General features: G+C 41.0%; 24 protein-coding genes and 3 pseudogenes. 13 read left to right on the forward strand and 14 right to left on the reverse strand.

Features of this window, described 5'->3' with window-relative positions:
* Positions 1 to 51: 51 nt before the first annotated feature.
* Together RMY64_RS33645 and RMY64_RS33650 are read right to left on the reverse strand one after the other, a co-directional pair.
* The gene (locus tag RMY64_RS33645) at positions 52 to 462 is read right to left on the reverse strand and encodes a hypothetical protein (protein ID WP_322702313.1); all 411 of its coding nucleotides are present in this window, start codon (positions 460 to 462) and stop codon (positions 52 to 54) included.
* A gap of 572 nt (positions 463 to 1,034) precedes the next feature.
* On the reverse strand, positions 1,035 to 1,367 hold the full coding sequence (locus RMY64_RS33650; RefSeq protein ID WP_163937968.1) for a helix-turn-helix domain-containing protein: 333 nt from the start codon (positions 1,365 to 1,367) through the stop codon (positions 1,035 to 1,037).
* Between the two features lie 642 nt (positions 1,368 to 2,009).
* On the opposite strand from RMY64_RS33650, the gene RMY64_RS33655 reads away from it, so the two are divergent.
* The 4 genes and pseudogenes from RMY64_RS33655 to RMY64_RS33670 all read left to right on the forward strand — a co-directional run.
* Positions 2,010 to 2,702, forward strand: coding sequence for a class I SAM-dependent methyltransferase (locus RMY64_RS33655; RefSeq protein ID WP_322702314.1), 693 nt, complete (start codon positions 2,010 to 2,012; stop codon positions 2,700 to 2,702).
* An 89-nt stretch (positions 2,703 to 2,791) separates the two neighbouring features.
* Complete coding sequence (locus tag RMY64_RS33660; protein ID WP_322702315.1) at positions 2,792 to 3,358, forward strand: hypothetical protein; 567 nt, start codon at positions 2,792 to 2,794, stop codon at positions 3,356 to 3,358.
* A gap of 452 nt (positions 3,359 to 3,810) precedes the next feature.
* A complete protein-coding gene (locus RMY64_RS33665; protein ID WP_322702339.1) occupies positions 3,811 to 5,640 on the forward strand; it encodes a class I tRNA ligase family protein in 1,830 nt (609 codons plus the stop codon).
* Between the two features lie 4 nt (positions 5,641 to 5,644).
* Positions 5,645 to 5,746, forward strand: a pseudogene (locus RMY64_RS33670) (IS200/IS605 family transposase); the annotation flags it as partial.
* A gap of 100 nt (positions 5,747 to 5,846) precedes the next feature.
* Here the strand turns inward: RMY64_RS33670 and RMY64_RS33675 are convergent.
* Positions 5,847 to 6,227: a hypothetical protein gene (locus RMY64_RS33675; protein ID WP_322702316.1), complete on the reverse strand. Its 381-nt coding sequence runs from the start codon at positions 6,225 to 6,227 to the stop codon at positions 5,847 to 5,849.
* A gap of 159 nt (positions 6,228 to 6,386) precedes the next feature.
* On the opposite strand from RMY64_RS33675, the gene RMY64_RS33680 reads away from it, so the two are divergent.
* On the forward strand, positions 6,387 to 6,626 hold the full coding sequence (locus RMY64_RS33680; RefSeq protein ID WP_322702317.1) for a hypothetical protein: 240 nt from the start codon (positions 6,387 to 6,389) through the stop codon (positions 6,624 to 6,626).
* Positions 6,627 to 6,804: 178 nt separating this feature from the next.
* Here the strand turns inward: RMY64_RS33680 and RMY64_RS33685 are convergent.
* Positions 6,805 to 8,268, reverse strand: a pseudogene (locus tag RMY64_RS33685) (ISLre2 family transposase).
* A 149-nt stretch (positions 8,269 to 8,417) separates the two neighbouring features.
* Positions 8,418 to 8,681 (reverse strand): DUF1392 family protein, encoded by a 264-nt coding sequence (locus RMY64_RS33690; RefSeq protein ID WP_322702318.1) that lies wholly within the window; start codon positions 8,679 to 8,681, stop codon positions 8,418 to 8,420.
* 355 nt (positions 8,682 to 9,036) lie between these two features.
* Here RMY64_RS33690 and RMY64_RS33695 point away from each other — a divergent pair, with 355 nt between their 5' ends.
* Positions 9,037 to 9,882, forward strand: coding sequence for a phytanoyl-CoA dioxygenase family protein (locus RMY64_RS33695; protein ID WP_322702319.1), 846 nt, complete (start codon positions 9,037 to 9,039; stop codon positions 9,880 to 9,882).
* A gap of 159 nt (positions 9,883 to 10,041) precedes the next feature.
* Here RMY64_RS33695 and RMY64_RS33700 read toward each other — a convergent pair whose 3' ends face one another.
* Entirely contained in the window at positions 10,042 to 10,317 is a 276-nt protein-coding gene (locus RMY64_RS33700; RefSeq protein ID WP_322702320.1) for an HU family DNA-binding protein, read from the reverse strand.
* A 273-nt stretch (positions 10,318 to 10,590) separates the two neighbouring features.
* On the opposite strand from RMY64_RS33700, the gene RMY64_RS33705 reads away from it, so the two are divergent.
* The 3 genes from RMY64_RS33705 (at position 10,591) to RMY64_RS33715 (ending at position 14,418) form a co-directional block, all read left to right on the forward strand.
* Positions 10,591 to 12,135 (forward strand): FAD-binding domain-containing protein, encoded by a 1,545-nt coding sequence (locus tag RMY64_RS33705; RefSeq protein WP_322702321.1) that lies wholly within the window; start codon positions 10,591 to 10,593, stop codon positions 12,133 to 12,135.
* A gap of 464 nt (positions 12,136 to 12,599) precedes the next feature.
* Entirely contained in the window at positions 12,600 to 14,021 is a 1,422-nt protein-coding gene (locus RMY64_RS33710; protein WP_322702322.1) for an FAD-dependent monooxygenase, read from the forward strand.
* A 118-nt stretch (positions 14,022 to 14,139) separates the two neighbouring features.
* Positions 14,140 to 14,418, forward strand: coding sequence for a DUF2934 domain-containing protein (locus RMY64_RS33715; RefSeq protein ID WP_322702323.1), 279 nt, complete (start codon positions 14,140 to 14,142; stop codon positions 14,416 to 14,418).
* A 28-nt stretch (positions 14,419 to 14,446) separates the two neighbouring features.
* Here the strand turns inward: RMY64_RS33715 and RMY64_RS33720 are convergent, their stop codons facing one another.
* From RMY64_RS33720 to RMY64_RS33730, 3 genes are all read right to left on the reverse strand, one after another.
* Positions 14,447 to 14,641, reverse strand: coding sequence for a hypothetical protein (locus RMY64_RS33720; protein ID WP_322702324.1), 195 nt, complete (start codon positions 14,639 to 14,641; stop codon positions 14,447 to 14,449).
* A gap of 27 nt (positions 14,642 to 14,668) precedes the next feature.
* On the reverse strand, positions 14,669 to 15,499 hold the full coding sequence (locus RMY64_RS33725) for a HEAT repeat domain-containing protein (RefSeq protein WP_322702325.1): 831 nt from the start codon (positions 15,497 to 15,499) through the stop codon (positions 14,669 to 14,671).
* A gap of 238 nt (positions 15,500 to 15,737) precedes the next feature.
* Complete coding sequence (locus tag RMY64_RS33730; protein ID WP_322702326.1) at positions 15,738 to 16,052, reverse strand: hypothetical protein; 315 nt, start codon at positions 16,050 to 16,052, stop codon at positions 15,738 to 15,740.
* On the opposite strand from RMY64_RS33730, the pseudogene RMY64_RS33735 reads away from it, so the two are divergent.
* A pseudogene (locus RMY64_RS33735) lies at positions 16,034 to 16,378 on the forward strand (low molecular weight phosphatase family protein); the annotation flags it as partial. The gene RMY64_RS33730 and the pseudogene RMY64_RS33735 overlap by 19 nt on opposite strands.
* A gap of 56 nt (positions 16,379 to 16,434) precedes the next feature.
* Complete coding sequence (locus RMY64_RS33740) at positions 16,435 to 16,623, forward strand: hypothetical protein (RefSeq protein WP_322702327.1); 189 nt, start codon at positions 16,435 to 16,437, stop codon at positions 16,621 to 16,623.
* Positions 16,624 to 16,760: 137 nt separating this feature from the next.
* Here the strand turns inward: RMY64_RS33740 and RMY64_RS33745 are convergent, their stop codons facing one another.
* Positions 16,761 to 17,189 (reverse strand): hypothetical protein, encoded by a 429-nt coding sequence (locus RMY64_RS33745; protein WP_322702328.1) that lies wholly within the window; start codon positions 17,187 to 17,189, stop codon positions 16,761 to 16,763.
* A 73-nt stretch (positions 17,190 to 17,262) separates the two neighbouring features.
* Here RMY64_RS33745 and RMY64_RS33750 point away from each other — a divergent pair, with 73 nt between their 5' ends.
* Positions 17,263 to 17,613, forward strand: a complete 351-nt coding sequence (locus tag RMY64_RS33750) for a hypothetical protein (protein WP_322702329.1) — start codon at positions 17,263 to 17,265, stop codon at positions 17,611 to 17,613.
* Between the two features lie 47 nt (positions 17,614 to 17,660).
* A complete protein-coding gene (locus RMY64_RS33755) occupies positions 17,661 to 17,942 on the forward strand; it encodes a hypothetical protein (protein WP_322701457.1) in 282 nt (93 codons plus the stop codon).
* 30 nt (positions 17,943 to 17,972) lie between these two features.
* Here RMY64_RS33755 and RMY64_RS33760 read toward each other — a convergent pair whose 3' ends face one another.
* From RMY64_RS33760 to RMY64_RS33775, 4 genes are all read right to left on the reverse strand, one after another.
* Positions 17,973 to 18,746, reverse strand: a complete 774-nt coding sequence (locus RMY64_RS33760) for an AIM24 family protein (RefSeq protein WP_322701456.1) — start codon at positions 18,744 to 18,746, stop codon at positions 17,973 to 17,975.
* 143 nt (positions 18,747 to 18,889) lie between these two features.
* Positions 18,890 to 19,387, reverse strand: coding sequence for a hypothetical protein (locus RMY64_RS33765; protein ID WP_322702330.1), 498 nt, complete (start codon positions 19,385 to 19,387; stop codon positions 18,890 to 18,892).
* Positions 19,388 to 19,886: 499 nt separating this feature from the next.
* On the reverse strand, positions 19,887 to 20,036 hold the full coding sequence (locus RMY64_RS33770) for a hypothetical protein (RefSeq protein ID WP_322702331.1): 150 nt from the start codon (positions 20,034 to 20,036) through the stop codon (positions 19,887 to 19,889).
* A 51-nt stretch (positions 20,037 to 20,087) separates the two neighbouring features.
* Positions 20,088 to 22,604, reverse strand: coding sequence for a molybdopterin-dependent oxidoreductase (locus tag RMY64_RS33775; RefSeq protein ID WP_322702332.1), 2,517 nt, complete (start codon positions 22,602 to 22,604; stop codon positions 20,088 to 20,090).
* Between the last annotated feature and the right edge of the window lie 95 nt (positions 22,605 to 22,699).

Genomic DNA, 22,699 nt, shown 5'->3' on the forward strand with positions numbered 1-22,699 from the left:
CTGCTTATTAAATCCTTAAACAGCAAGCTTTTCACGACTTAACGGGAAAAGTCAGGTTAATAGTTGAGGCTTCTGCGAAGTGTAGCAACCAGCATGACCGATTACCTTATCAGGATAGTATTGGACGCTCAACGATAACCAATCACAATCACCCAACAAGCCAATTTTCTCAGCAGCTTGTTTTGATTCCTTTTCTTCCTTGTGATTGCGCTCTACTGGAGCAGAAAGACTTGCTTTTACCTCTGCAACAGTGCGTTTGAACTGCTCTTTGTGGTATCGAGCATAACCGTGGGTCATTTTCACCCACACAATATCATCATTGTTGATCCAGATAGTTACCACATCTTCGGGCTTGCACTCTTTTGAGTAGTCCGACTGATTGACGATGGTTGCAATGATTTGGCGATCCTGTGTGGTTAGTGGATCTTTTGTTGGCGTAGGGGCTAAACTTTGTGTCATCATTATAAATTGCCTCTTATTTAATAAGTGAGGGCATAGGGGCGATCGCAAGTTTTCCAGAGCGGCGATCGCCCTATTTTTATTAGTCAGTTTGTTGTGCTTGCACAACACTCTCAATCTAGAATTGGCGAAGCCTTATAAAAGTGTTCAAGGGTAAAGCGTATTAACTGATATCAAAACACCAGACAGCACAAAGCTGTAGAGAAGATATTGGGATGTAACCGTGTCCTCTGTACAGCCGCGTAATAACAATTGAAAAGGCGATTGAGGAGTTCACAATCGCCTTTGTTCTGCAAAAATTGAAGTTTTTTACAACCAGTTTTTAGACTTGGTTGGTCATCGGAATCATCTCCGGTGGCTTGAGCAATACAAGTTTTTGGCTTCCGGCTGCTAGTCCCGGTGGCGGCTGGTTTTAGGTTTCGTGATTAACTCGATTTATAAGGGTTGAATTTTGAGCGCTTCTTTGTTTTTCAAAAGAGGCATCGCGCTCGTCTCCTCTCTTATGATTACTATATTACTACGCTCACCAGTGTTCGTCAAGCAGTTTTAGCTGGTAAGCGTAGTAGATAATTCTCTTAGCTGTTGTAATCTATGTTCCAAATAAGTGAAGTGATATCCCCATCTAAAGCAGCACAAAGTTTCTCTAGAATTTCTGTACTAACAGTCATCTGAGTTGGTTTTTTTGGTTTGTTAATAAAGACGTGAGGAGTCTCTAGCTGCTGAATATAAGCCACAGAAACTCCCACAGCATCAGATAGCTTTTGTCTACTATATCCAGCTTTGTCTCTTAGCTCCCTGAGTTTTTGGGCATTTTCTTCATTCCACCTAAACGCAGCGATGGGTGTTACATCTACTGTGATATTCATTTTTACTTTAATTTTATTTTCACTGCGCTCGCCAGTTGACATGATAATATTAGTAATATACTGGTGTCAACCATAAGGCTACACCAAGCAAAGGTGAAAGCGATCGCTTGCCCATTAGCAATGCGATTATTTCAGCCTGCGTCAACCCAATTCGCAATTGTGAATTCGCAATTCGCAATTAAAATCAGTGGGGGCTTGAAACCCAGTAATTAACAATTAAGCAATTAAACGATTTCTCGTATTTAACTGCGAATTGCGAATTGCGAATTGCGAATTGTTTGGTCAACTGGAGAAACACAACACCTGTTCAAACACTCTTACGGTTAATTTCCTCATGCTAAAATTGCCACATAAACTTGAACGGTTCAATAGAGCTTTTGGATAAACTGGGGACAACGCTAATTGTCTCCTATATAATTTACTTCTATCAAAAACTGCTCCAGCTTTCGTCTAGGGCAGTTTTATATTGACGGTAGAAGCCAGATTTACAAATGCACCTAATGGTGAATGGTAATTGGTATTTGGTTCATCTTGGCCAGGACTGTAAACCGATGCTTGCTTTGAGGAGGCACAATCAAAAAGATCATTCACAACTTTTAGTTCACGTAAGTTAGCCTGCAATTATGATTTTCAGTTCAACTGGTATAGACTGCCATAATTGACAATGGAGTGGTGTCGATTTTTATGTTGGAGCAACAACCGGAAAATTTACAGTTTTATATTAAACAGCTAGCCACAGAAGCTTTACAAAAATCAGACCCCTCGGCATGGTTTGAAGTTTTATATGCCAAAGCCAAAGGGGACACAGCACAAATTCCTTGGGCTAAGTTAGCTCCTCATCCTTATCTACAAGATTGGTTGACGAATCATGAACCGTTCTCTTCTGGACAAAAGGCGTTAGTAATTGGTTGTGGCTTGGGAGACGATGCCGAAGCTTTAGTAAATCTGGGGTTTGAAGTAACCGCCTTTGATATTTCACCGACAGCAATCGCTTGGTGCCAAGAGCGATTTCCTAATTCAACTGTCAACTATATAGTTGCAGATTTGTTAGCAATTCCCTCACAATGGCATCAAGCTTTTAACTTTGTTTTTGAATGTCGCAATATTCAAGCTTTGCCTTTGAATGTGCGTTCTTGGGTTATTTCTTCAGTTACCTCTGTACTTGCTCCTGGTGGAACACTGTTGATGATTACTCATGTTCGAGACACAGAATCTGAACCATCGGGCCCACCTTGGCCATTATCTAACTCAGAATTAGCACAGTTTAAAGATTTAGGGTTATGCCAAGTAGAGCAACTTGTGTTTTTAGAGCCTGGGCAAATTGAGGTTAAACAAGTTCGGATTGAATATAGAAGACATAATTCTCTGAGCAAGTAGTAATTAATGCTCGACTTCTGCTGCTGTTATTCAGAGGTCAAGTAACTTGCAACTTCTTTTTGAACCCAAGTCATATATAGCTATCAACTATGAAATTATTCAAATACCCAATTAAGCTTGCTTCCTCTTGCTTTGCCATCTGTGTTATCGCTTCTACGGCTGCGGTAATTGCTCAACCCAAACCTCCACAAACCAATTCGGTAATAAAATTAACACCGACTCAATTAAAAGTTTTACGTTCACTAGGCTTAAAAATAGCATTACCAAGTTATGTACCTACAAATTTTCATGCTGACAAGGTAATAGTCTCGGCTGGGCGCGAAAATGTTGATAGTTTGCGTTACTTAATTGTTTACCAAAATTTAAGTGCAGATAAATGCTTTGCGATTGAGTCAGTATCTGGGGGTATTGGAGACTTACCTGCTGGGTCGCGCAGTTACCCGATAAATTCTCCGATATTTGGAAAAAGCACTTTGGAGCAAGGATTATACGGTAATGCCAAACAACCAACATTGCTATCGCAGTGGTGGGGAGAGCAAAATGGCCCCTTTTACAGATTTGTTGGTACGGGAGTAATGCCAGAATTGTCTAATTGCAGTAACGTTACTCCCCAAGAAGCAGTCAAAGTTTCACAGTCGATTCAATACTTGAATTAATCGATTATGGCTCAATACGGTTCAGATAAGACCAAAACACTTGTAGATACGGCGATTTATCGCGTTTCAAAAACCTACTATTTTGTATAAGTAGCGCTTAACTGAACCGTATTGGGTTAGGTTTGAGGAAGAGCGATCACCTTGTCGTCAAATCTGCGATTCAACATTAGATAATCGAAACTGGCAATTATCGCACAATCTAAAGCACAGTTAATACAAAACTGTTTCAAGCACAAAGCTCGTCACCTTTATTAGTGGCTTTGGTAATTTTTAGGCTTTTATTAGTTGTACACCAACTCCCTAATTTATGTTACAGTTATATTACAAGTAGGGATTGAGAATTTTATGATGCACGACTGGGACCTATAAAGCCGGATCAAAGAGATCCGATCGATTCTATTCCCCCTTCTTTTACTTACGACCACCGCGCAATCGAAGCCCGATGGCAATCCATCTGGCAGCAGAACCAACTGCATGAGGTCGATTTAGCAACAAATGCTCAGCCTTTTTACAATTTGATGATGTTCCCCTATCCCTCTGCTGAGGGTTTGCACGTTGGGAATGTCTATGCTTTTACCGGAGCAGACATCTACGGTCGCTTCATGGCGATGCAGGGCAAAGCGGTATTTGAGCCAATGGGCTTTGATGCCTTTGGCATTCACAGCGAGAATTTTGCGATTAAGCAAGGCGTTCATCCCCGTGAATTGACAGCACGTAATGTGAAGCGATTTCGAGAAACGCAGTTGCAAAGAATTGGCAATCGTTTCTGCTGGAATCATGAAATTCAAACCACCGATCCCGCGTATTATAAATGGACGCAGTGGATTTTCTTGCAGTTGTTCAAAGCTGGGTTAGCCGTTCGTAAAAAAGCGGCGGTGAACTGGTGCCCTTCTTGCAAGACAGTACTTGCCGATGAGCAGGTGATTGGCGGCGAATGCGAACGGTGCAGCGCGATCGCCATTCAACGGGAATTGGAACAGTGGTTTTTCAAAATCACCCAGTATGCTCAACGGTTGTTGGACAATTTGGATAGATTGGACTGGTCAGAAAAAGTCAAAACGGCTCAACGTAACTGGATTGGGCGTGACGAAATAGATGGCACAGTGCAGTATCACTTGCGAGATTGGTTAATCTCACGGCAACGCTATTGGGGCCCGCCGATTCCGATTATTTACTGCGATCGCTGCGGTATAGTGCCCGTGCCAGAGGAGCAATTGCCAGTGCAGTTGCCGGAAACTGAGAATTGGTTGCCTCAAGGAACTGGGAATTCTCCTTTAGCTGACATTCCAGAATTCGTCAATACAACCTGTCCTTGCTGCGGTGGTGCAGCGCGGCGAGAAACGGATGTTTCTGATAACTTTTTGGATTCAGCTTGGTATTTTTTGCGCTATCCCTCCAGTACTCGCTCTGATGTTCCATTCGATGGAGCAATTACAGCTAAATGGTTGCCTGTGGATATGTATATTGGTGGCGCAGAACATTCTGTGCTTCATCTGTTGTACAGTCGATTCATCACAATGGTGTTGCACGATTTGGGGCATATCCCCTTTGAGGAACCCTTTCAACGATTCCGCGCTCACGGATTGCTGACAAAACAGGGTGCCAAAATGAGTAAGTCGAAGGGTAATGTGGTGAATCCCGATCGCTATATAGAGTTTTATGGTGCAGATACATTGCGGACTTACCTGATGTTTTTGGGTCCATACGACCAAGGTGGCGATTTTTCCGATCGCGGGATTGCTGGTATCCGGCGATTCTTGGATCGAGTGTATCAATGGGCGAACAAACACAAAAATAGTTTGCAGCCAAATGCGCCTGATTTGGGATCGCAGCGGCGTTTACATCAAACAATCCACAAGATTTCCACAGATATTCAATCGCTGAAATACAATACAGCGATCGCCGCGTTGATGAGTTATTTCAATATGTTGCAATCAAAGTCGAGTATTGCAGAGGTGGAATTGAAGTTTTATCTGTTGATGTTGGCTCCCTTTGCACCCCATGTTACAGAAGAACTCTGGCAGCAATTGGGTGCTGATTGCTCGATTCATCAGCAAACTTTTCCGCAGTTCGATCCAGAATTCTTGATTACCGAGCAGGTGACAGTCGCAGTGCAGATCGATGGACGTACTCGAACGACAATTACCATTTCACCGTCAGCTTCAAAGGAGGAAGCGATGGCGATCGCCAGACAAACCAAAGCTGTTCAATGGTATCTCAAAAATCAGGAGGCTCAGCGTGTTGTTTACGTTCCCGGGCGAGCGATTAACTTTGTCACCTGAACACAAACTGCCTAGCCTGTGGACACATTCATATATGTTTGACACCACAGGAAAAGTTAGCACTCAAAAGGTCTTGGAGTACATCAATGACCCACATTACGGATGAATAAATTCAGGAAAGTTCGCTTATATCTCCCGAATAGAATTCGGGGGATATAAGCATCACGACTCGTAAACTCTCAAAATTAAAGATTACGAATCATTGTTTATCTCCTCAAAATATTAATAGCTGCACCTGCTGCTGCGCCATCTAATAAATCGCCAGCCACATCTTCGCGCCCGCCAAGAATAGCGCGAACCCCGGCGCTAGTTGCTGCACCGACTGCGGCATCTCTACCTAAGTTACGTTTTTTCTTACGTCCAACCAAATTGACGGCAGCACCAGCCGCACCACACTTAGCAGCATTGCGTAAAACAGTACCACGTCTTCTAGCAGCTCCAGTTACTACACAAGTACCAGCACCAAGGGCTGCATCTCCTAAAATTCGGTCGTTAGCTGCTGCTGGTTGAAGAGGAACTAAGGAGATTCCAGTTAAACTGGCAGCCATGAAACTGGGTAGAAATGCACGTTTGAGAATTCGATTCATAGTAGATACCTTTTTAAAAAATCAAACGACTGTTCAAAAGACTAAAGAAAAATTCAATTTGTTGCAGTCACAGATGCGCTTATTTCTAGTTTAGACCTAGAGTTTACACTAGTCAGGAGTGCGAAACCCAAAGCCTTATAGTGATTGAGATAGGGAAAAATGTACTCAATCGTAAGGCAGACAATAAGTGTTACAGACAGAGAAACTCATTTATCGCTTTTTCACAAGAATGAATGGGCAGTGACGGAAGTAACAGATGCTCAAACCATGACAGTTCGTCAAACCGATAGCAACCAAATGCAAGTTTGGCTGTGTGGCATTGATGCCGGGAGCAATGCGGTTTTGTCAGATCCGGTAAATAAGGTGCGATCGCAAAAATTAAATCTAAGTAAGGAGTAACTTTATTTACTAGATAGAAAACAGTAGCCGCGAGAATTCATCTTGATGAGATATCTCAAAAAGATTAATAGCAAGCCATTTGACGATTGTTAACAAAAATATCTATAATTAGCTTTTTATACTTAGTGTTAATTCAACCAAATAATAAGTTGAGAGTAGAAGTAAAGTATAAAATTTATCAAGCAGTTTCTGGTTTGATAAAGGAATTAAAAATAGAACCACAAAAATTATTCCAGCTTCCGGCGATCCATTGACAACGCAGATGTAACATAATTTCTGCGTTTTCTTTCAACCAGAATTTACTGTTTCCTTTGATTCTTAAATTTATAACTTGGCGGATTAAACTCTCAATTGCACCACTGCCAATAGGTAGTTTTTTATTTATTGCTTTATCGTAATTTAAACGCCCTTTACGATAAGCATCTAAAATATAATTTCGTTTAGTTACCATAATCTTACACCGCTCTCCAGTAGCTACAGCAATCAACTCATCCATCTGGCTGATTAAAGATTTGGCTTTACCTTTTTTTAAACTCTTTCTAACTTTTACAAACCATTCCTTAGACTGTGCTTCTTCATTAAAAGCCGCATCTGCAAATACTTTTATATTTTCCGTAACATGATAAAAATCGAATAGCTGATAAGTTTCGACTGGGCATCCTAATCTTGCCAAAAATGGTGGGATATGTATCCAGATCCACTCCGCTCCATCCCCGATTAATAAGACTTGTTTTGCTTGACTAATTCCCAAGTCAACTAAATCCGCTTCTAAAATCTACAAAAGCGCTTTATATCCTTCATAAGTGCCATCATTCGTAATAGGAATTTCAGAACTATTTATTTTTTTACCTTGCTCATCAACAACATAAATTGTGAATAATTTTGGCTCAACCCATTTGCCGATAAACCCGTGTCGCTTGGTTTTGGAATTTTTTCTCCTCTTTTTATTAATTCGGATTCGACTCCGACCACCATCTACAGCGATGACAACTCTTTGACCTTTAACAATATTACCTTCAGCTAAATTCCCTAATTGGCGATTTAAGATTTTAGATTGACGTAAGTTGATCCCAATCTGACCAAATTTATATGTTAAACGTCCAATTCGTTTTAAACTAAGGTTAATTCCCCAACCCGTCAAAGTTGTACAGGCTGCTTCAAATGAGCTAGTAATTGCACCGTATTGGGCAACTGTTGACCATACTAATGGGGTTAAGCCGTCTGACATTCCCAACCACTTTAATAATGGGCAGAATCCCTGAGTAGGGATTTTATTTTTGGTCGTAAGTGTTGACTTTCTTTTTACCATATATGGCAATTTTAAAGTAACTAAAACATTCTCAACTGTTAATATTTGCCGTTTTCGATAACCGTGTTTTTGCATATTGCCATCCCACCAGCCTTTTGTTTTATTCATAGCTGTTTGATTGGCTGACTGAGATTGAGAGAGGTTATACAACAAAATAGCAATACATTGACCAGCTAAAATAAGTGCAATTTCTCTAATTTCTCTTTCTCTTTCTTCAAGAATTTTCCCATTCCACTCTGTGATATTCGTCAATTCTAAACATTTTGTCACCTCGGAAGAAAAGTTTGATAATGATTTGCTCAAATCTAGAGTTGCACATATACTTTTTTCCATTAAGGTAGATAATCCCTGTCTCAAAATTATTGCTCAAAGGGAATCCTAGCCTTTTTTGGGTCAAAAAACAGAGTCTTGCAACTTGTGACTCAAACTCATCTGTCCTTTTTAAGTGTTAATGCGGCTTAATAAGTATAATTATATTTGTATTACGGAGAAAATAATTTAGCGATCGCACCTTGTTTACCGGATCTGACAAAACCGCATTGCTCCCAGTAGAGAGTTTCACTCTGGCAAACAATTGCATAAATCCATTGCTGTCTTTCCCACAAAACACCACAGCAGTAGCCTGACAAGTCTGAGATTGGCAACAAAACTTTTTCTAACATTTTCACTGAATGGGGAGGCATGGTCTGACCCCACTCAGGAGAAATATGCCAACAGGATTCTAAAGCGGTAATTTGGTTAATCATCTGGGAATGTAGTTCTCTTTTTTATACATACACTCTCTTGGAGCAGCCCGATCCGGAATATAATTCAAAATAAAAACAGGAGTCAGAATACAGAATACAGAATACTTTACCCATAAAGGAATAGAGTTTTAGCTGGTTGAATATTTAATTTTTCTTTTCGTCCACAAGGGACGAGGTTTTAAACCAATATTCATCAACCACTCGCACAGAATTCATGCTGAATTCTGACTCTTGATTTCTGAATTCTTCTTCATAAATATAGAAGTGATTGACTGGTATCTGATGTTTATTAGCATCTGTCCCTAATAGAGATGATCTTCCCTAACCTCTAACTATTGAAAAACAAAGAGAAAAAATGACGGAATATTTAACTGGTAAAAAAACAAGTATAGAGCAACTAAATGAATGGATTGAATTTTTTCATACTCATGGTTTTCTTGTAATTGACAATGTGTTGACACCTGAACAATGTGAGCTTCTAAAGAATGATTTAGATGAAATTCTCAAAAAAATTGAAGGTGAAAATTATCACGAGTCAAAAAAAATGATGATGAAGCGAATGTTCGAGCATTCCAAGCAAAATCTAAATCTTTTTGCTTTAGAACCTATAGTTACATTTGCAGAACATTTAATTGGTGGAGCAAATGGAATAGGTTACTCAATACAGGATGGTGTTCCCAACGCTAATATAATTCATGTTATCCACAATAACTCATTTAAGATTCCTCCAAACACTGATGGGTTGGCTAAAAATGCTTGGCATCAAGACGATACACCGCACATAATTTCCCTTGATGGGAAACCATTAACCAACATTCGCCTGAATGTTCTAGCATTCACAGTAAATTATTACTTGACAGATGTACTATCTGAAAGAAATGGGCCAACTCAGGTGATTCCAGGATCTCATCTATTTGGCAAGTTCTGCAATGGTGATATTTCTGGATATGAAGACCGGGTTTATAACTGCTTGGGAGCAATGGGTTCTGCTGTTTGTTTTAACAATCAGGTATGGCATAGAGGGTCTAGAAATTCGTCCTCTATAACTCGCTACATTACGCAGATTACCTATGCAAAAAGACTGGTTGGGCATAAGTACGAACCCTTTATGAATTATCAAATGCCTAGTCACTGCTATGAAGAAGCAGACCAGAGATTGAAGCAACTCTTAGGATTTCTTCCCAACGGTGCTTATGGTTAATCTGATGATTATGAGGCTACTTTTCAAAGTAAAACTTAGCTTGAATTTAGAGATAAAAAGGCAAAAGACGCTAGTTATTGGTTGTGGCTTAGGAGAATTTAATAAGGAGAACTGGGAGCGCTGGGGGCAACCGTTTGGGTAGGGTGGCTTACTTATACTTTATGGCGCTACTTTTTCTTTAAACTGTTTCCCAGCAGAAAATGCAGGCACTTGGGTCGCTGGAATTGTCATTGGCTCATTGGTTTTCGGATTACGCCCTTCGCGCTCTGAGCGATCGCGTCGCTCGAATGACCCAAACCCAATCAGCGTTACCTTATCCCCATTCGCTACAGCCTCAATAACGACTGACAAAAAAGCACTGATTACTTCATCAGCTTGCTTTTTTGTGATGTTGGTCTTTGCTGCTACAGCATCCACTAGTTCACCTTTGTTCATAAATCGCCCTGAAGTCTTGTTTTGAAAAGGAAATTTACTTTACCATTACTACCTTTTGTGAGGATAGGGGGAAAACGACTAACAATCAAGCAGCATACGAAAATTTACAATGCACGGTTACTCCTGTGGCAACTTGAAATTAAGGGGTAGCTCCTTGACAGCACCCAGTTCCTCAATAAGTGAGGATAAATTACATCTAGCTATGGACACTCAACTTCGACAGCAAAAGAAATTATTGGTACAAATGTATTGTAGGCTATGGTAAGTTAAACAATGCACCTTCTATGGTTCCGTCGAGATTTGCGTTTAACTGACAATGAAATTGTCACCTCTTCATCTGGTAATGACGCAAGAGTTCTGCCATTCTTCATTATTGACCCTTGGTTTTATACCTGGGCTGATGTCGGAGCTGCTAGAGTCCGCTTCTTGTTTGAGTCATTGGAAAATCTCGACTCAAATCTGCAAAAGTTAGGTAGTCGGCTGTACTTATTTGAAGGTAATTCTACAGACATAGTGCAAGCGTTGACTAGGCAATTAATTATTGCAGGATATAAACCCAAACTTTTTTTTAGCCGTGATGTGCAGGTAGAGTACGGTGTCAGCCGCGATAAAACTATAGTTGATTTCTACAAGCAGTTAAACCTTGATTACCATATTGGACTAAATAACTTTCTGCAATTAGCAGAGCAACGTGATCAGTGGTTTAACGAATACTATACCTATCAAAGACAATCCCAGCATAAAACACCAGCAAGTATTAATACACCTCAAATCACACTTAATCTACCACAGCTAACATTTGAAGAACTTAAACAGAAATACCATCGTTTTTGGGCAGTAGAGAAAGTTTATTTTCCAGGGGGCGAAACACAAGCACAAGCTCAACTGGACTCTTTTCTCAAAAAAAGATACTCTGGCTACCATTGGAAACTTTCTCGCCCAATGCTCTCACAGCTTGGAGCAACATCTCATTTATCACCACACCTGACTTTTGGAACTATTTCAACTCGCACTGTTTACCAAAACACTAAAGCTTTAGCAGGAGAATTAAAAGCTCAACCCAAAGCAGAATTTTCCCTCAAAACATTTCGAGACCGTTTGCGTTGGCATGATAGTTTTACCGGGCGGCTCTATTTCCATCCAGAAATTGCTTACACTAACCGTTACCCAGAATTTGATCAACTATATACCCCATCAGCGTTATCAGGAGCAAAACAAGAATTATTCCAGGCGTGGCAACAAGGAATGACAGGCTTTCCATTAGTTGATGCCAGTATGCGGCAACTAAAAACAATGGGTTGGATGAATTTTCGTATGAGAGCAATGTGCGCGACATTCCTAACTATTAACTGTGGGATTTCATGGCATCACGGAGCTAAACACTACATGAACTATTTAGTAGATGGAGATTTAGCAATTAATAATTGGCAATGGCAAATGCAAGCTGGTGTAACTAATCCACTTAGCGATACTTTCCGCATCTATAATCCGTCAAAGAATGTTGCCGAAAAAGACCCATTAGGAGACTTTATTTACCACTGGATACCGGAACTGCGGGGCTATAGTTTACCAGAAATTGAACAGGAGAAATACATTAACAATAGTTATTATCCACAACCAATTTTAGATGGCTCAAAGACGCGTAAAGTTAATGGAAAAGTTGTATCTGACTTACGAAAGCTAACAAAACAGCGATTATTAAGCCAAGGTGGAGATGAATACGATAGTGCAATCGCTGCTAAAGAAACAGTTGAGAAATACTGGCAGCATAAAGACAGAGAGTACAAAGAATATCAACAAAAGCTTACTGAGTTGTAGGAGTAAAGATTTTCTCACTATTGAGATGTACGCAGTTTTTTCAAAAATCAAGTAGGATTAATTATGGTTGGTCATTTACTCAAAAGCTCCCAACAAAAGGGAGGTATATGGCATCCTCTCACTCAGTTACAAGCCTTTATCTGACCCGCGTCCTATTCAACCTCTGAAGATTTGGGCATTTCATTGGCTAGGAATTTGGGTAAAATTGATTGCCAATCTTACTCTCCATAAGCGTCCTAATGGGGGTTTTGGCGGATTTATCCCTTCGTCCTCCAGTGGTTAAACCTAATTAGAGAATCGGGGCAGGGCTTGAACTTTGTTAGACCATTGATTGGCGATCGCACTTGAATTAGGCGGCTACGCCATCGCACCACTATCAAGCAAGTATGGCACGGTGATGCCTTGTATGTTCAGATGAGAGTCTGTAACTATGGATTCATGGATATCAGATGTTCAATTCAACTATGACCCAACCAAACGAACGCCACGCTCTTGTCATTGGGGGAAGTATCGCTGGACTGCTAGCAGCGCAAGTGTTGACTAAATACTTTAACCGGGTAACAATTATCGAACGCGATCATTTGAGCGCTCAACCAGAACAGCGTCTTGGTGTACCCCAAGCTCATCATCTCCACGTCTTACTCAAACGGGGTTTGGATATCTTAGAACAGCTTTTTCCAGGTATCCAGACTGAATTAGCGGCATCCGGCGCAGTCGCCATTAACGCCAGTGCTGATTACCTGTGGTATGGCTTAGGAGGATGGACACCCCGCTTTAATTCCGATTTGAACTTCTACAATTTAAGTCGGAACTTAGTCGAATGGATTATCCGCCGTCGTTTAGCTACGAATAACCGTGTTGTATTTGTACAAGCAACAATTGTTACTGGATTGCTGTCTAACCCCAACAAAACTCAGGTCACGGGTGTGCAGGTACGCCGAAAATTTGATCGGAGGCAAGATAACTCTCCTAAACAAACAGATTTCACTGCTGATTTAGTAGTAGATGCTAGCGGACGTAATTCTCTCGCTCCTGGGTGGTTAGAAGCAATGGGTTATACACCGCCAAAAGAAACTGTGATTAATTCCTTTTTGGGCTATGCTAGTCGCTTATATCAACTGAGAGAAAATTTTCCGGCTGATTGGCAGGGTGCATTGGTAACGGCAAAAGCTCCAGGCACACGCGGTGGTGTAATGTCTGCAATCGAAGGAAATTGTTGGATAGTTACACTTGCTGGAATTGGTCGAGATTATCCACCAACTGACGAAGCTGGGTTTTTAGACTTTGGTCGTAGCTTACGCAATCCAATTATCTACGAAGTAATTAAAGATGCTCAAGCCATTTCGCCTGTGAGAGCCTATCACCGCACGGAAAATAGGTGGCTTCACTATGAAAAACTGTCGAGATTGCCGTCAGCGTTTGTGGTAATAGGTGATGCTGTTTGTGCTTTCAATCCTGTCTATGGACAAGGCATGACTACTGCGGCTCTAGGTGCATTGACGTTAGATGAGTCTTTGAATAAGCAATTATCTCGCCATGCTGATGGAAATTTAGTCGGGCTATCTCAAAGCTTTCAAAAGCAACTTAGCAAAATAATTGCAGTCCCTTGGCTAATGGCAACAGGTGAAGATTTTCGCTGGCATACTACTGTGGGCGGACGACCCAATTGGATGACGCAACTCATGCAGTACTATCTAGATCAAGTGTTGCTGCTGGCTGCCCAAAGCCCTGACATCCACAAGCTTTTCTTAGAAGTGATGCACCTACTTAAACCCCCCAGTGTATTTTTCCATCCCAGTGTTCTAAGGCAGGTGTTACAGCGAATCATCAAGAAGAACGATCAAAACTGGAATAGAACTGGGGACAACCTGTTGGTAGATCAGTGATTTTCTGATTGCTTACCGAATGAACCGTCAGCGATAGCTTAAATAAATTCCAGTTCATCTTAAACATATCCGTCCAATTAAATTCACTCATAAGTTCCTTTCAAGAGGAAAAATATATATGCCTTACGACATTAGTATGTGTCCAGGGAAAAATTGCCCAATAAAACAAAATTGTTCCCGTTTTACAGATGAAATTCTGGGTCGTCAAGATTTTTTTGGAGAAGCTCCCTATAATTTTATTACTAATTACTGTGAACATTTTATCAGTAACCGTCCAAATGAAAATAAAATCCGTTTGAAAGCTTATGAAATTTGGCAACAAATGGGCTATCAAAATGGCAAGTCTGTAGACCATTGGCTTCAGGCTGAAAAGGAGTTAATAGATTTAAAAGTTTAACTTTACTTTTGTAAATTAAGCTTTGAAGTTAACTATTACCCATTAGACCTATTGCAAAAAAAATTGTGGTACATGGATGGCGATCGCTCGAAGTTTCCTCTAAGAATTTACTTTGGTTGTCACCTTCTCTAATACTGTCTCCAAACGAGTAGTAAATTCGGATGTGCGATCGCTGGTACTGAGATTTTTCCTTGCTTGAAGGTATGCGATCGCATACTGCCATAAATAACGATGTTGTGAATTTTTATTCTTATGGTTTACAGCTAGATATCGCCTCTTGTAATAATTTAACATCCAGATCCCACCACTTTTGTAAATCAATCAAAGCTGGATAAAGTCTTGTATCTCCTATTTCTTTAGCAGCTTCAACAGATAATCTACCCACACACCCGCTTTCAAGTTCTGTGATTAGCGGATTAATTACCCGCTCATCTTTTCTAATCGCTAAACCTAGTAATGCTTCCCCACGAATTTCAGCAATAGTATCATCTTCTCCTGTTTCTAAAATTACGCGAGCAAATAAAGCATCTCGAATTGCCTGCGTATCGGTCGTTATCTGCGAACCTAAATTAAAAATTGCCCAATTTCTAATATCTTCATCTTTGTCAGCAGATAAATCAATTAATGCTTTAATTGCTAATTCGTCTTCTTGACCAGCCAAACCAAAAACCACACGCAAACGAACATCAGTATCGGGATGATTTTTAAGTTTGATTAATGGCAAAACACCTCTCGAATCATTTAAATGCCCAAAGGCAAACCCGATTGAAGCAAGAACATTACTGTTTTCTTCACTTGATAAGAGTTTTAACAGAATATCTCCACACTGTTGCGTGCAAGATATGAGCGGTATTCCTAGTATTGCTAATATATCCACTCCTAAACTTCTTTGTTTGGGGCTTTGACTTTGACATAACCTTGATGCTGCTGCAAATTCTTCATCACTACCACGGGCACGTAAAATCCATACCATATCCCAGTAAGAATCTTTGTCTTGTTCATCAGAAGCAAGTTGAATTATTTTTGTTGTACTTCTGGGATCATTTTTTAAATTTTCAAAATGGCCATCACTTAGATTCATATATAGCAATCCGTGTAGGAGATTAAAATTAATATTGTATTAGTACCATAGTGAAGTGAAGTTCTTTACTTGAATGGCGCACCTCAAAAGTCATGTTCAAAGGTTTTGGCAATTTGGCATAACAACTCTCTCAATTGCAATTTAAATGACATATCAAGAGAACAGAACAGCATAAATCGCCATTTGTTGACCCAACGCTGTCATGAGATCGCCCTGCTCTCCAAAGCGCGTCATATCATCATAAATTTGGCAAGTTTATCTGAATTTTGGTATCTACTAACTGATTACCAACTGGTAAGCGACTACCAGTAATCCAAACTTGTTGGGGTTGAAACTGATAAATCCTGCGGGGTGAATTATCAAGATAATCCGCCGCCGTTCTTGGGATTGGCTTTTTTGCCCGTAAGCTAAGTAGATTAAAAGCTTTTTCTACATGGTCTTGGCTCAATTCAAAAGCAAAACCGTTAAAATACAAACCTTCTGAACTACTCTCTGTTAATCTGGAATAAAAAATAGCAATGGTAACTCTTCCATGATTGGCAGGCTGATTCACGAGGGTTAGCACTTGAGCGGGGTGTAAACAATGTGGGGGCGATTTCTCGGTATGCGCTCTTAGCTTTAGCAGTGCGTTTGGTGAACCTACCGGATGATAAACGATTTCCACTGCCAGCCAGTGAGCCAGATTTTCAGTCAGCTACTAGGGTTATTGCCCTAGATGAATTAGAACACCGTCCACTAATGAATGAATGCTTTCCCCACTGGGCAGATGCTATTGAATACTGGCTAGTTCACGACATCGATAAAACCTCTGCAACAGTTGCCCTTGGGCAAATTGAGAAAAATATACTGCAACTGATAGAACAGTTAGCTCAAAGTTAGTGGCAAGGCGATAGGCGATCGCTCCTTTCCTCTTGTGAAAATGGGAAAGCAATGACATGGAGCAATGGCAAGAAGTTGATGTTATGAAAAAACATTCCAGCGATCGCCCAAAATACAAGAGAGGAAATGTAGCAGACATCGCCCTAGCATCTGTGCCGAATACAAGCGAGGAAAAGTTAGTCCAAGGGGCGATGCCTACGGCAGCAAGCTACGCGTGCCGTGCGTTTTATCTAACAGTATGGTAATAAGAACCTCAAAGTCTTAATCTTTCGTAACCGTTCAGGGGCTAGAAGAGCGATCGCTCCCCAGCAAATACAAGCGAACGCGTAGACCATCGCCCCCATCAAATCAAGAGAGGAAAAGCTGCACCAGGAGCGATCGCCTAATTCAGCCAAAATCCACCTATTTTTCCATCTTTGAGGCTAAGTCTAGCTAAGACATCATCACCACCATCTAAAAATGTCAGTTTCCATAAATAAACTTGATACCCTTGCTGCTTCAGATTTGCCAAGAAAACTGCCGAATACCCTTTTTTGATGCGAGGAGCCAACTGTCCACTAACTTGTGTAAATGTTTCCTTTGTAATACCTTCTTTGAAAGCAGCATTTCCAAGAGAAATAAACTGAGTGTAGTTGTTTTGTTCAACAGCATTTATGAGGCTTGTAAAAGTTCTTTGCACAGACTGTTCTGGTTGATTACTTTTAGTTACTAATACTAGCTCGTTCACAGCTTGCACATTGTTTACAGCTAAGGTCAAAGGTGACATGATAACAACTGCTGCAACTACAAATCCCATCTTATTGATTTTCATTTATTTTGTTGACCTCGTTGAAAACTTCCGCTAGTTAAATATATTCGTAAAAGCAGGGTATTAAACTGGTATTATGCCAAAAATCCACCAGTGCGATCGCTGCCTCCTTTACGCCCATAACCCCCACCTCGTCTGTGTCGTTCACCCAGCAGGGCCACAGGGGGATAGTTGTTTGGACTTTCGAGAAGACTCCAACGCTGAAGCAGAAGAGTTATGGCAACCGGAGGGGGCCAGTTATTACAACGGTGAATTAATACTGCAACCACAACAGCGATTGACGCAACAGCAACAGCTAGAACTGCTAGATACCCATGCTATGTTTACTGGCAAGTGTCCTCAGTGCCAGCATGAGTTTGACCGCGACTGGTCGGCGCGGGTGCATTGGGATTGCTCGGAATGTGGTTGGATGGATGATACGGTGTAGTTGTTGATGAGTTTTAGGGGATAATCAAAGGCTATGGCCCTCTGGTTATGAATGAAACTAATGCTGAATATCAAGACATACTTGATGAAATGATTAGGATAGGAAAGCTAAAAGCAGAATATAAAGACATACTTTTAGAAATCAGTGAGCTTGGCAGCAAGGCTTGTGCTAATGGGCTAATTTTCGGTTTTGGGTGGGGGGAAGATGCCGATCGTGTTGTTCTCAATGAATACGAAATACATGATAAAAACGGTAATTTTTTGTATTTAACTTTGTTAGAAGCGCGTGAATACCTTCAGAATTTAATTGCTGAAATTGAACCAGATTAGTTAATAGTTTTTGATTTAATTGCTGCTACTTTAACTCAAATTACTGCTGCCACCGATTTGAGTAGCGCCCTCTGGTGCTGGTGGGTGATAAGTCATAGACTGTAACCCCAAACGACCAGGGCCAATAAAACGGTTGAGAGTGAATGAAATACCGCCAAGCATTACTCCAATTGCTCCGAAGATGCCGCCACTAGATTGCAGCGCCGTTACTGTCTCCATCTTCACTGATGAGTCTTTCCATAACCATGCTCCTGGCTCAACATCGAGTACTTCCCCAGGAGCAAGGTACTTTTCAAAGACATTACCGTAACCGTGGATTAAAAGCAGCCCTCCCTGTTGTTGACCAATGAAGCGGTCAATAAATAAACCACCACTGCGGCTAAAAAAGAGGTTTGCCAGCCCTCGCTGAAAAAAGAAACTGTACTCAATATTACTGGTAGCGAGTAAAAACTGATGTTCGCGCACGTCCACTGTCTGTCCACGCTCTAATTGCAGCACCACAATCTGTCCTGGAGCCTCACGAGAGAAAGCAATATTCCCTGGCCCATGTGCTTCACTGATAAAAATTTGCAGTCCAGCAAAGAAACGCTTGGCTGCCCCTTTTAAACCTTTGACACCGAGGCGAACATTCGGATGTTTCCACAGTAAAATATGATGCTCAAAGTAAATCGATTGCTGTTGCCCTAGATGGACATCAACTACAGGCACTATTTCTCCTGAGATTCTCAAGGTCAAGTCACCAGAATGAAAGAAATCTTTCGGATTTTTTAATTCAGGTATCGGTTCACTACTGAAGTCTGGCATAGTCTTTACTTTTCGATGGTTGTTTTATAAATCATTTTCTCTCAAACTCCAATTGTTTTACGCAAATATGAGTTTGACCGCGACTACACAGCACGGGTGCATTGGGATTGTCAAAATTCAGAGTGTGGCTTGCGATCGCCTACTCACTGCGTTTGATTAAACAGGGCGGATTCTACCAAAGAAGCACCTAACGAGTAACAACCGCTACGAACATCCTCTGGTACTGACAACAAAGCTACATTGTGAGGATATGTAAATCCCTCTTTGAAATCAATGCAACTTTTGACAATTGTCCATGAATCTGCAATAGCTGTGGGTAACTGTTTGTCAAATCCATGATTTGTATAATTTTGATATTGCTCTCGTAGTTTCTTCAAAGATGCTAAAAACTGCGCCTTTTCTTTGGTGTGTGACTGGCGAATCTCACAAATCTTACGAGCTGCGTCCAATGTTTCTTTCTCGTCCCAAGCCGTGACTTCTTTCACATCTGCAATACATTCATTCAGCTTGAGTCGTGTGGGCTGTGAGTCGCCATCTAAATTGGGATTTGCTGCCCAAGCCTGGATTGTACCTGAAACAAGTATGGCAATTAGTACAGCCAAAAATCCCAAAATCACATTCCAAAAGACAATTTTAATCATAATTTCGCTTTTTCTAAGTAATTTTATTTCTAATTAAATCCCTAAAAGTGTGGGTTCGCAGATAAGATGAAATTTGAACTACGAAACTACACGGGTTTGAGCCGATGCAATTCGCACATAAAATGAAATCGATTGTGAAGCAAGGCTTTGACCTTCGTGCCAATTCGCGCATAAAGTGAAATTTTGCATCTAATCATGGAAAGTCAGGGTATTTTCTTCAATCTTGATGACAATTTATACCTAAATTCCTAAACTTTCTATAGTCAAGCTGCTTGGCTACCTATGGCACGGAGCGATCGCCTGGGGTAGGACGTAAGCCTATTGCACTTCAAAAGTACGCTTTTAAAAGCATTCGGGCTGTCGTTAAATCAAAGTCGGAAAATTTCAATTTATGTGCGAATTGAATATTTGGCTCAAACCCAGACTCCACAATGAATTTCACTTTATGCGCGAATATAGTTACCTGGAACCCTTATAAATTCGTTGTCAGATTTTCATTTTATCTGCGAACCCACATCATCACTGCCTCTGGCTCAAGATGACCTAACAACATACCACCATGTTCTGCGTCATTGGCTTGCGCCAACTTGAGAATTCCAGTGACATCGCTGAGGCTGGCACGAGCAATCACGATATCATTGAGACACATCTTTGGTTGAAATAAGTGGGGAGATACTAAAAATCAAAGAACAAGTAATCCTTATGCTTTTTTGACTCGGCAGGCAAAACATTTAAATGCCTCCTGTCCTGAGAGATTGTCATAATATTGTTTATCTATCAAGATATTAACTGACTCATAGTAGGGAGTTCCAAACTCTTCTGCCATTTTCTGCCCAGTCCCGAACCAGCCAGGGACAAAAATAGTATCTTCTCGAATTCCTGACCAAACCAATGCAGTGCCAATGATTGATCCTCTGGGACTTTCGACTATAATTTCATCACCATTTTTAATGCCTACTTTTTTCGCAGCTTCTGGGTGAATTTGTACCAATCGAACACCATTCATTTGCTTACCCGTATAAGTCCAGTGAGTTACAGAGTGGAAATGAACTACACTTGGTCTGCCAGTCATTCCCATTAGTGGGTACTCTTTATGTACCTCACCAGAAGTCATTTTTCCTAATTTAATGTTTTGAGTCAGTGCCTGTGGATTTACAGGATTTTTTACCAACTCAGAGGTGTATTCAATGGTAGGATGCTTACCTGTTACCTCTGGATGGGTATAGAAGCTTGGTAGAGCAGAGTGTCCAGCCTCGGCTAGACGACTTTGCAATTGTGGAGTATAAATTTCTACCTTACCACTGGGAGTGAGAAATCGTTTACCAACATTCTTAGGGTTAAGAGATGATGCGGCTTCATACCAAGATGCATGATCTAGGTAAAGTGTGCTGACACCGGGATGATCTACTGTTGGACAAGGCCAACGCAAAGGTTCTGTTCTTTGAGATAGTCTCTGTTGGGTCATACCTCCCATTCCTGGAGTATTGGTTAGAAAAGTTGCCCACAGCTGACGATAGTCTTTCCAAGAATCAGGAAAGTTGTCCCTCCAGTATTCAGGCGGATTGCGTTTGTCTAATTTCGCTGTGGCGTGTGCTAAATCAATCCAGATATGCCAATCTGGTTTGGACTCACCTACCGGAGTAACCACTTGTTCTTGCCAACGGATTGCTCGATCATCCCGCCGCATATAAACCGTTTCCATTTCAAAACCACTGGTTACTGGCAAAATAATATCAGCATAGTAGGCTGATTCTTCCATAAACAATCCAGTGTAAACATAAAATTCTAATTGGCGGTAAGCCTGTTGTACTTTAATTGTGTCTGAACAAGCTAATAAAGGATTCCCCTGAGTAACGATCGCTTTGAGTTGATAAGGTTCACCTGAAAGGATCGATTGGGCAAAATAATCTGGCCCGACTGGCAGTGCTATGTCTTTGTTAGGCGTTTTACCAATAATCGCTGGCAACTTCAATTCCCCTGGCCAGGTATTGTGCATGAAATTGCAACCACCACCAGGAATACCAATATTGCCTGTAATTGCGGCTAGGAATGTCAAACAACGGTAAGTGTCAAAAGCCCCCAATTGATGAGAAATCCCAGCGTTGCAGAAAATAGCAGCAGGCTTAGTTTTGGCATAAGCCTCAGCTATCGACCTAATTTTTGATGCTGGAACATCCGTCACTTTGGCTGCCCACTCTGGTGTGTAGCTGAAGCTTTTTAGGTGATTTTTCAGTTCATCAAAACCTAGTACCCATCGTTTTACAAAGCCAGTATCGTATAAGTTGTTAGTTACAATGTGATAGAGCATTCCCAAAACCAAAGCCAAGTCAGTGTGTGGTTTCGGTGCAATCCACTCATCAGCTTGCGCTCCTGTAGGAGTCAAGCGCGGGTCGATAACTACTAATTTGGCTTTGGTCTGAACACGACTTCTGAGAAGATAGGCAAAGGTTACAGGATGGGTTTCTGCTTGATTCGTACCTAAAAACAGAAAAAATTTGGCACTTCCCAAGTCTTCTTTTTTAGTCACATCATCGATTCCGTAACCGTTTGTAAAATTACCCAAGCCAAATGTCCATGCCAAAGCATTCCCACCTGCATCGTTGCATACAGGCCCAACATCGGTATTATTAGGACTGCCCAGCATACTAAAATAGCGTCCGACCAGAGAACCTGTTCCTCGTGGGAGTCTGCCAGAGGTTTTGTTCGCGATCGCTCTAGCTTCACCTGCATCCCTGAGTGCCAAAAACTTGCTAGCTATAATTGAAAGTGCTTCATCCCAAGAAATTGGCTCAAATTTAGAATTACTGTCACCTTTATTTCCACTAACCCGCTTCATTGGGTTTTTCAAGCGAAAACGATTGTAGACTAGCTGCGTCATCATTGGCCCCTTGATACAAAAGCCACCAGCCTGTACTGGGTCATTTGGTTCACCTAACACATCTATGATGCGTCCGTCTTTGAGATGAACTTTCAATCGGCACAGAGAATTGCAGAATTGACAAGCACTATTTACAATCTTGTCTGGCTCTAGGGCAGCCGATTTCTGAATAAAATCAAATTCAGTACTTTGGAGAGGGATTCCCTGATCCTGTCCAGGACTTGCAGCATCTGCCACTTCTTTTTTTAGTAACTCTGCTGTACTTAAAGCAGCTGTACTAATAGCCGCCCCTTGGAGAAAACCACGCCTTGAGGTCTTTTTCTTGCCTTTTGATGTCATGGAGATCCTCTCCTTACATATCGCACTGATTACAGCATTTCACAAATGTAGGTGAGTTTAGCTACCTCTGATTATAGATATTACATATTTGAATA

Source organism: Nostoc sp. DedQUE08, from assembly GCF_034530895.1.
Lineage (GTDB): Bacteria > Cyanobacteriota > Cyanobacteriia > Cyanobacteriales > Nostocaceae > Nostoc.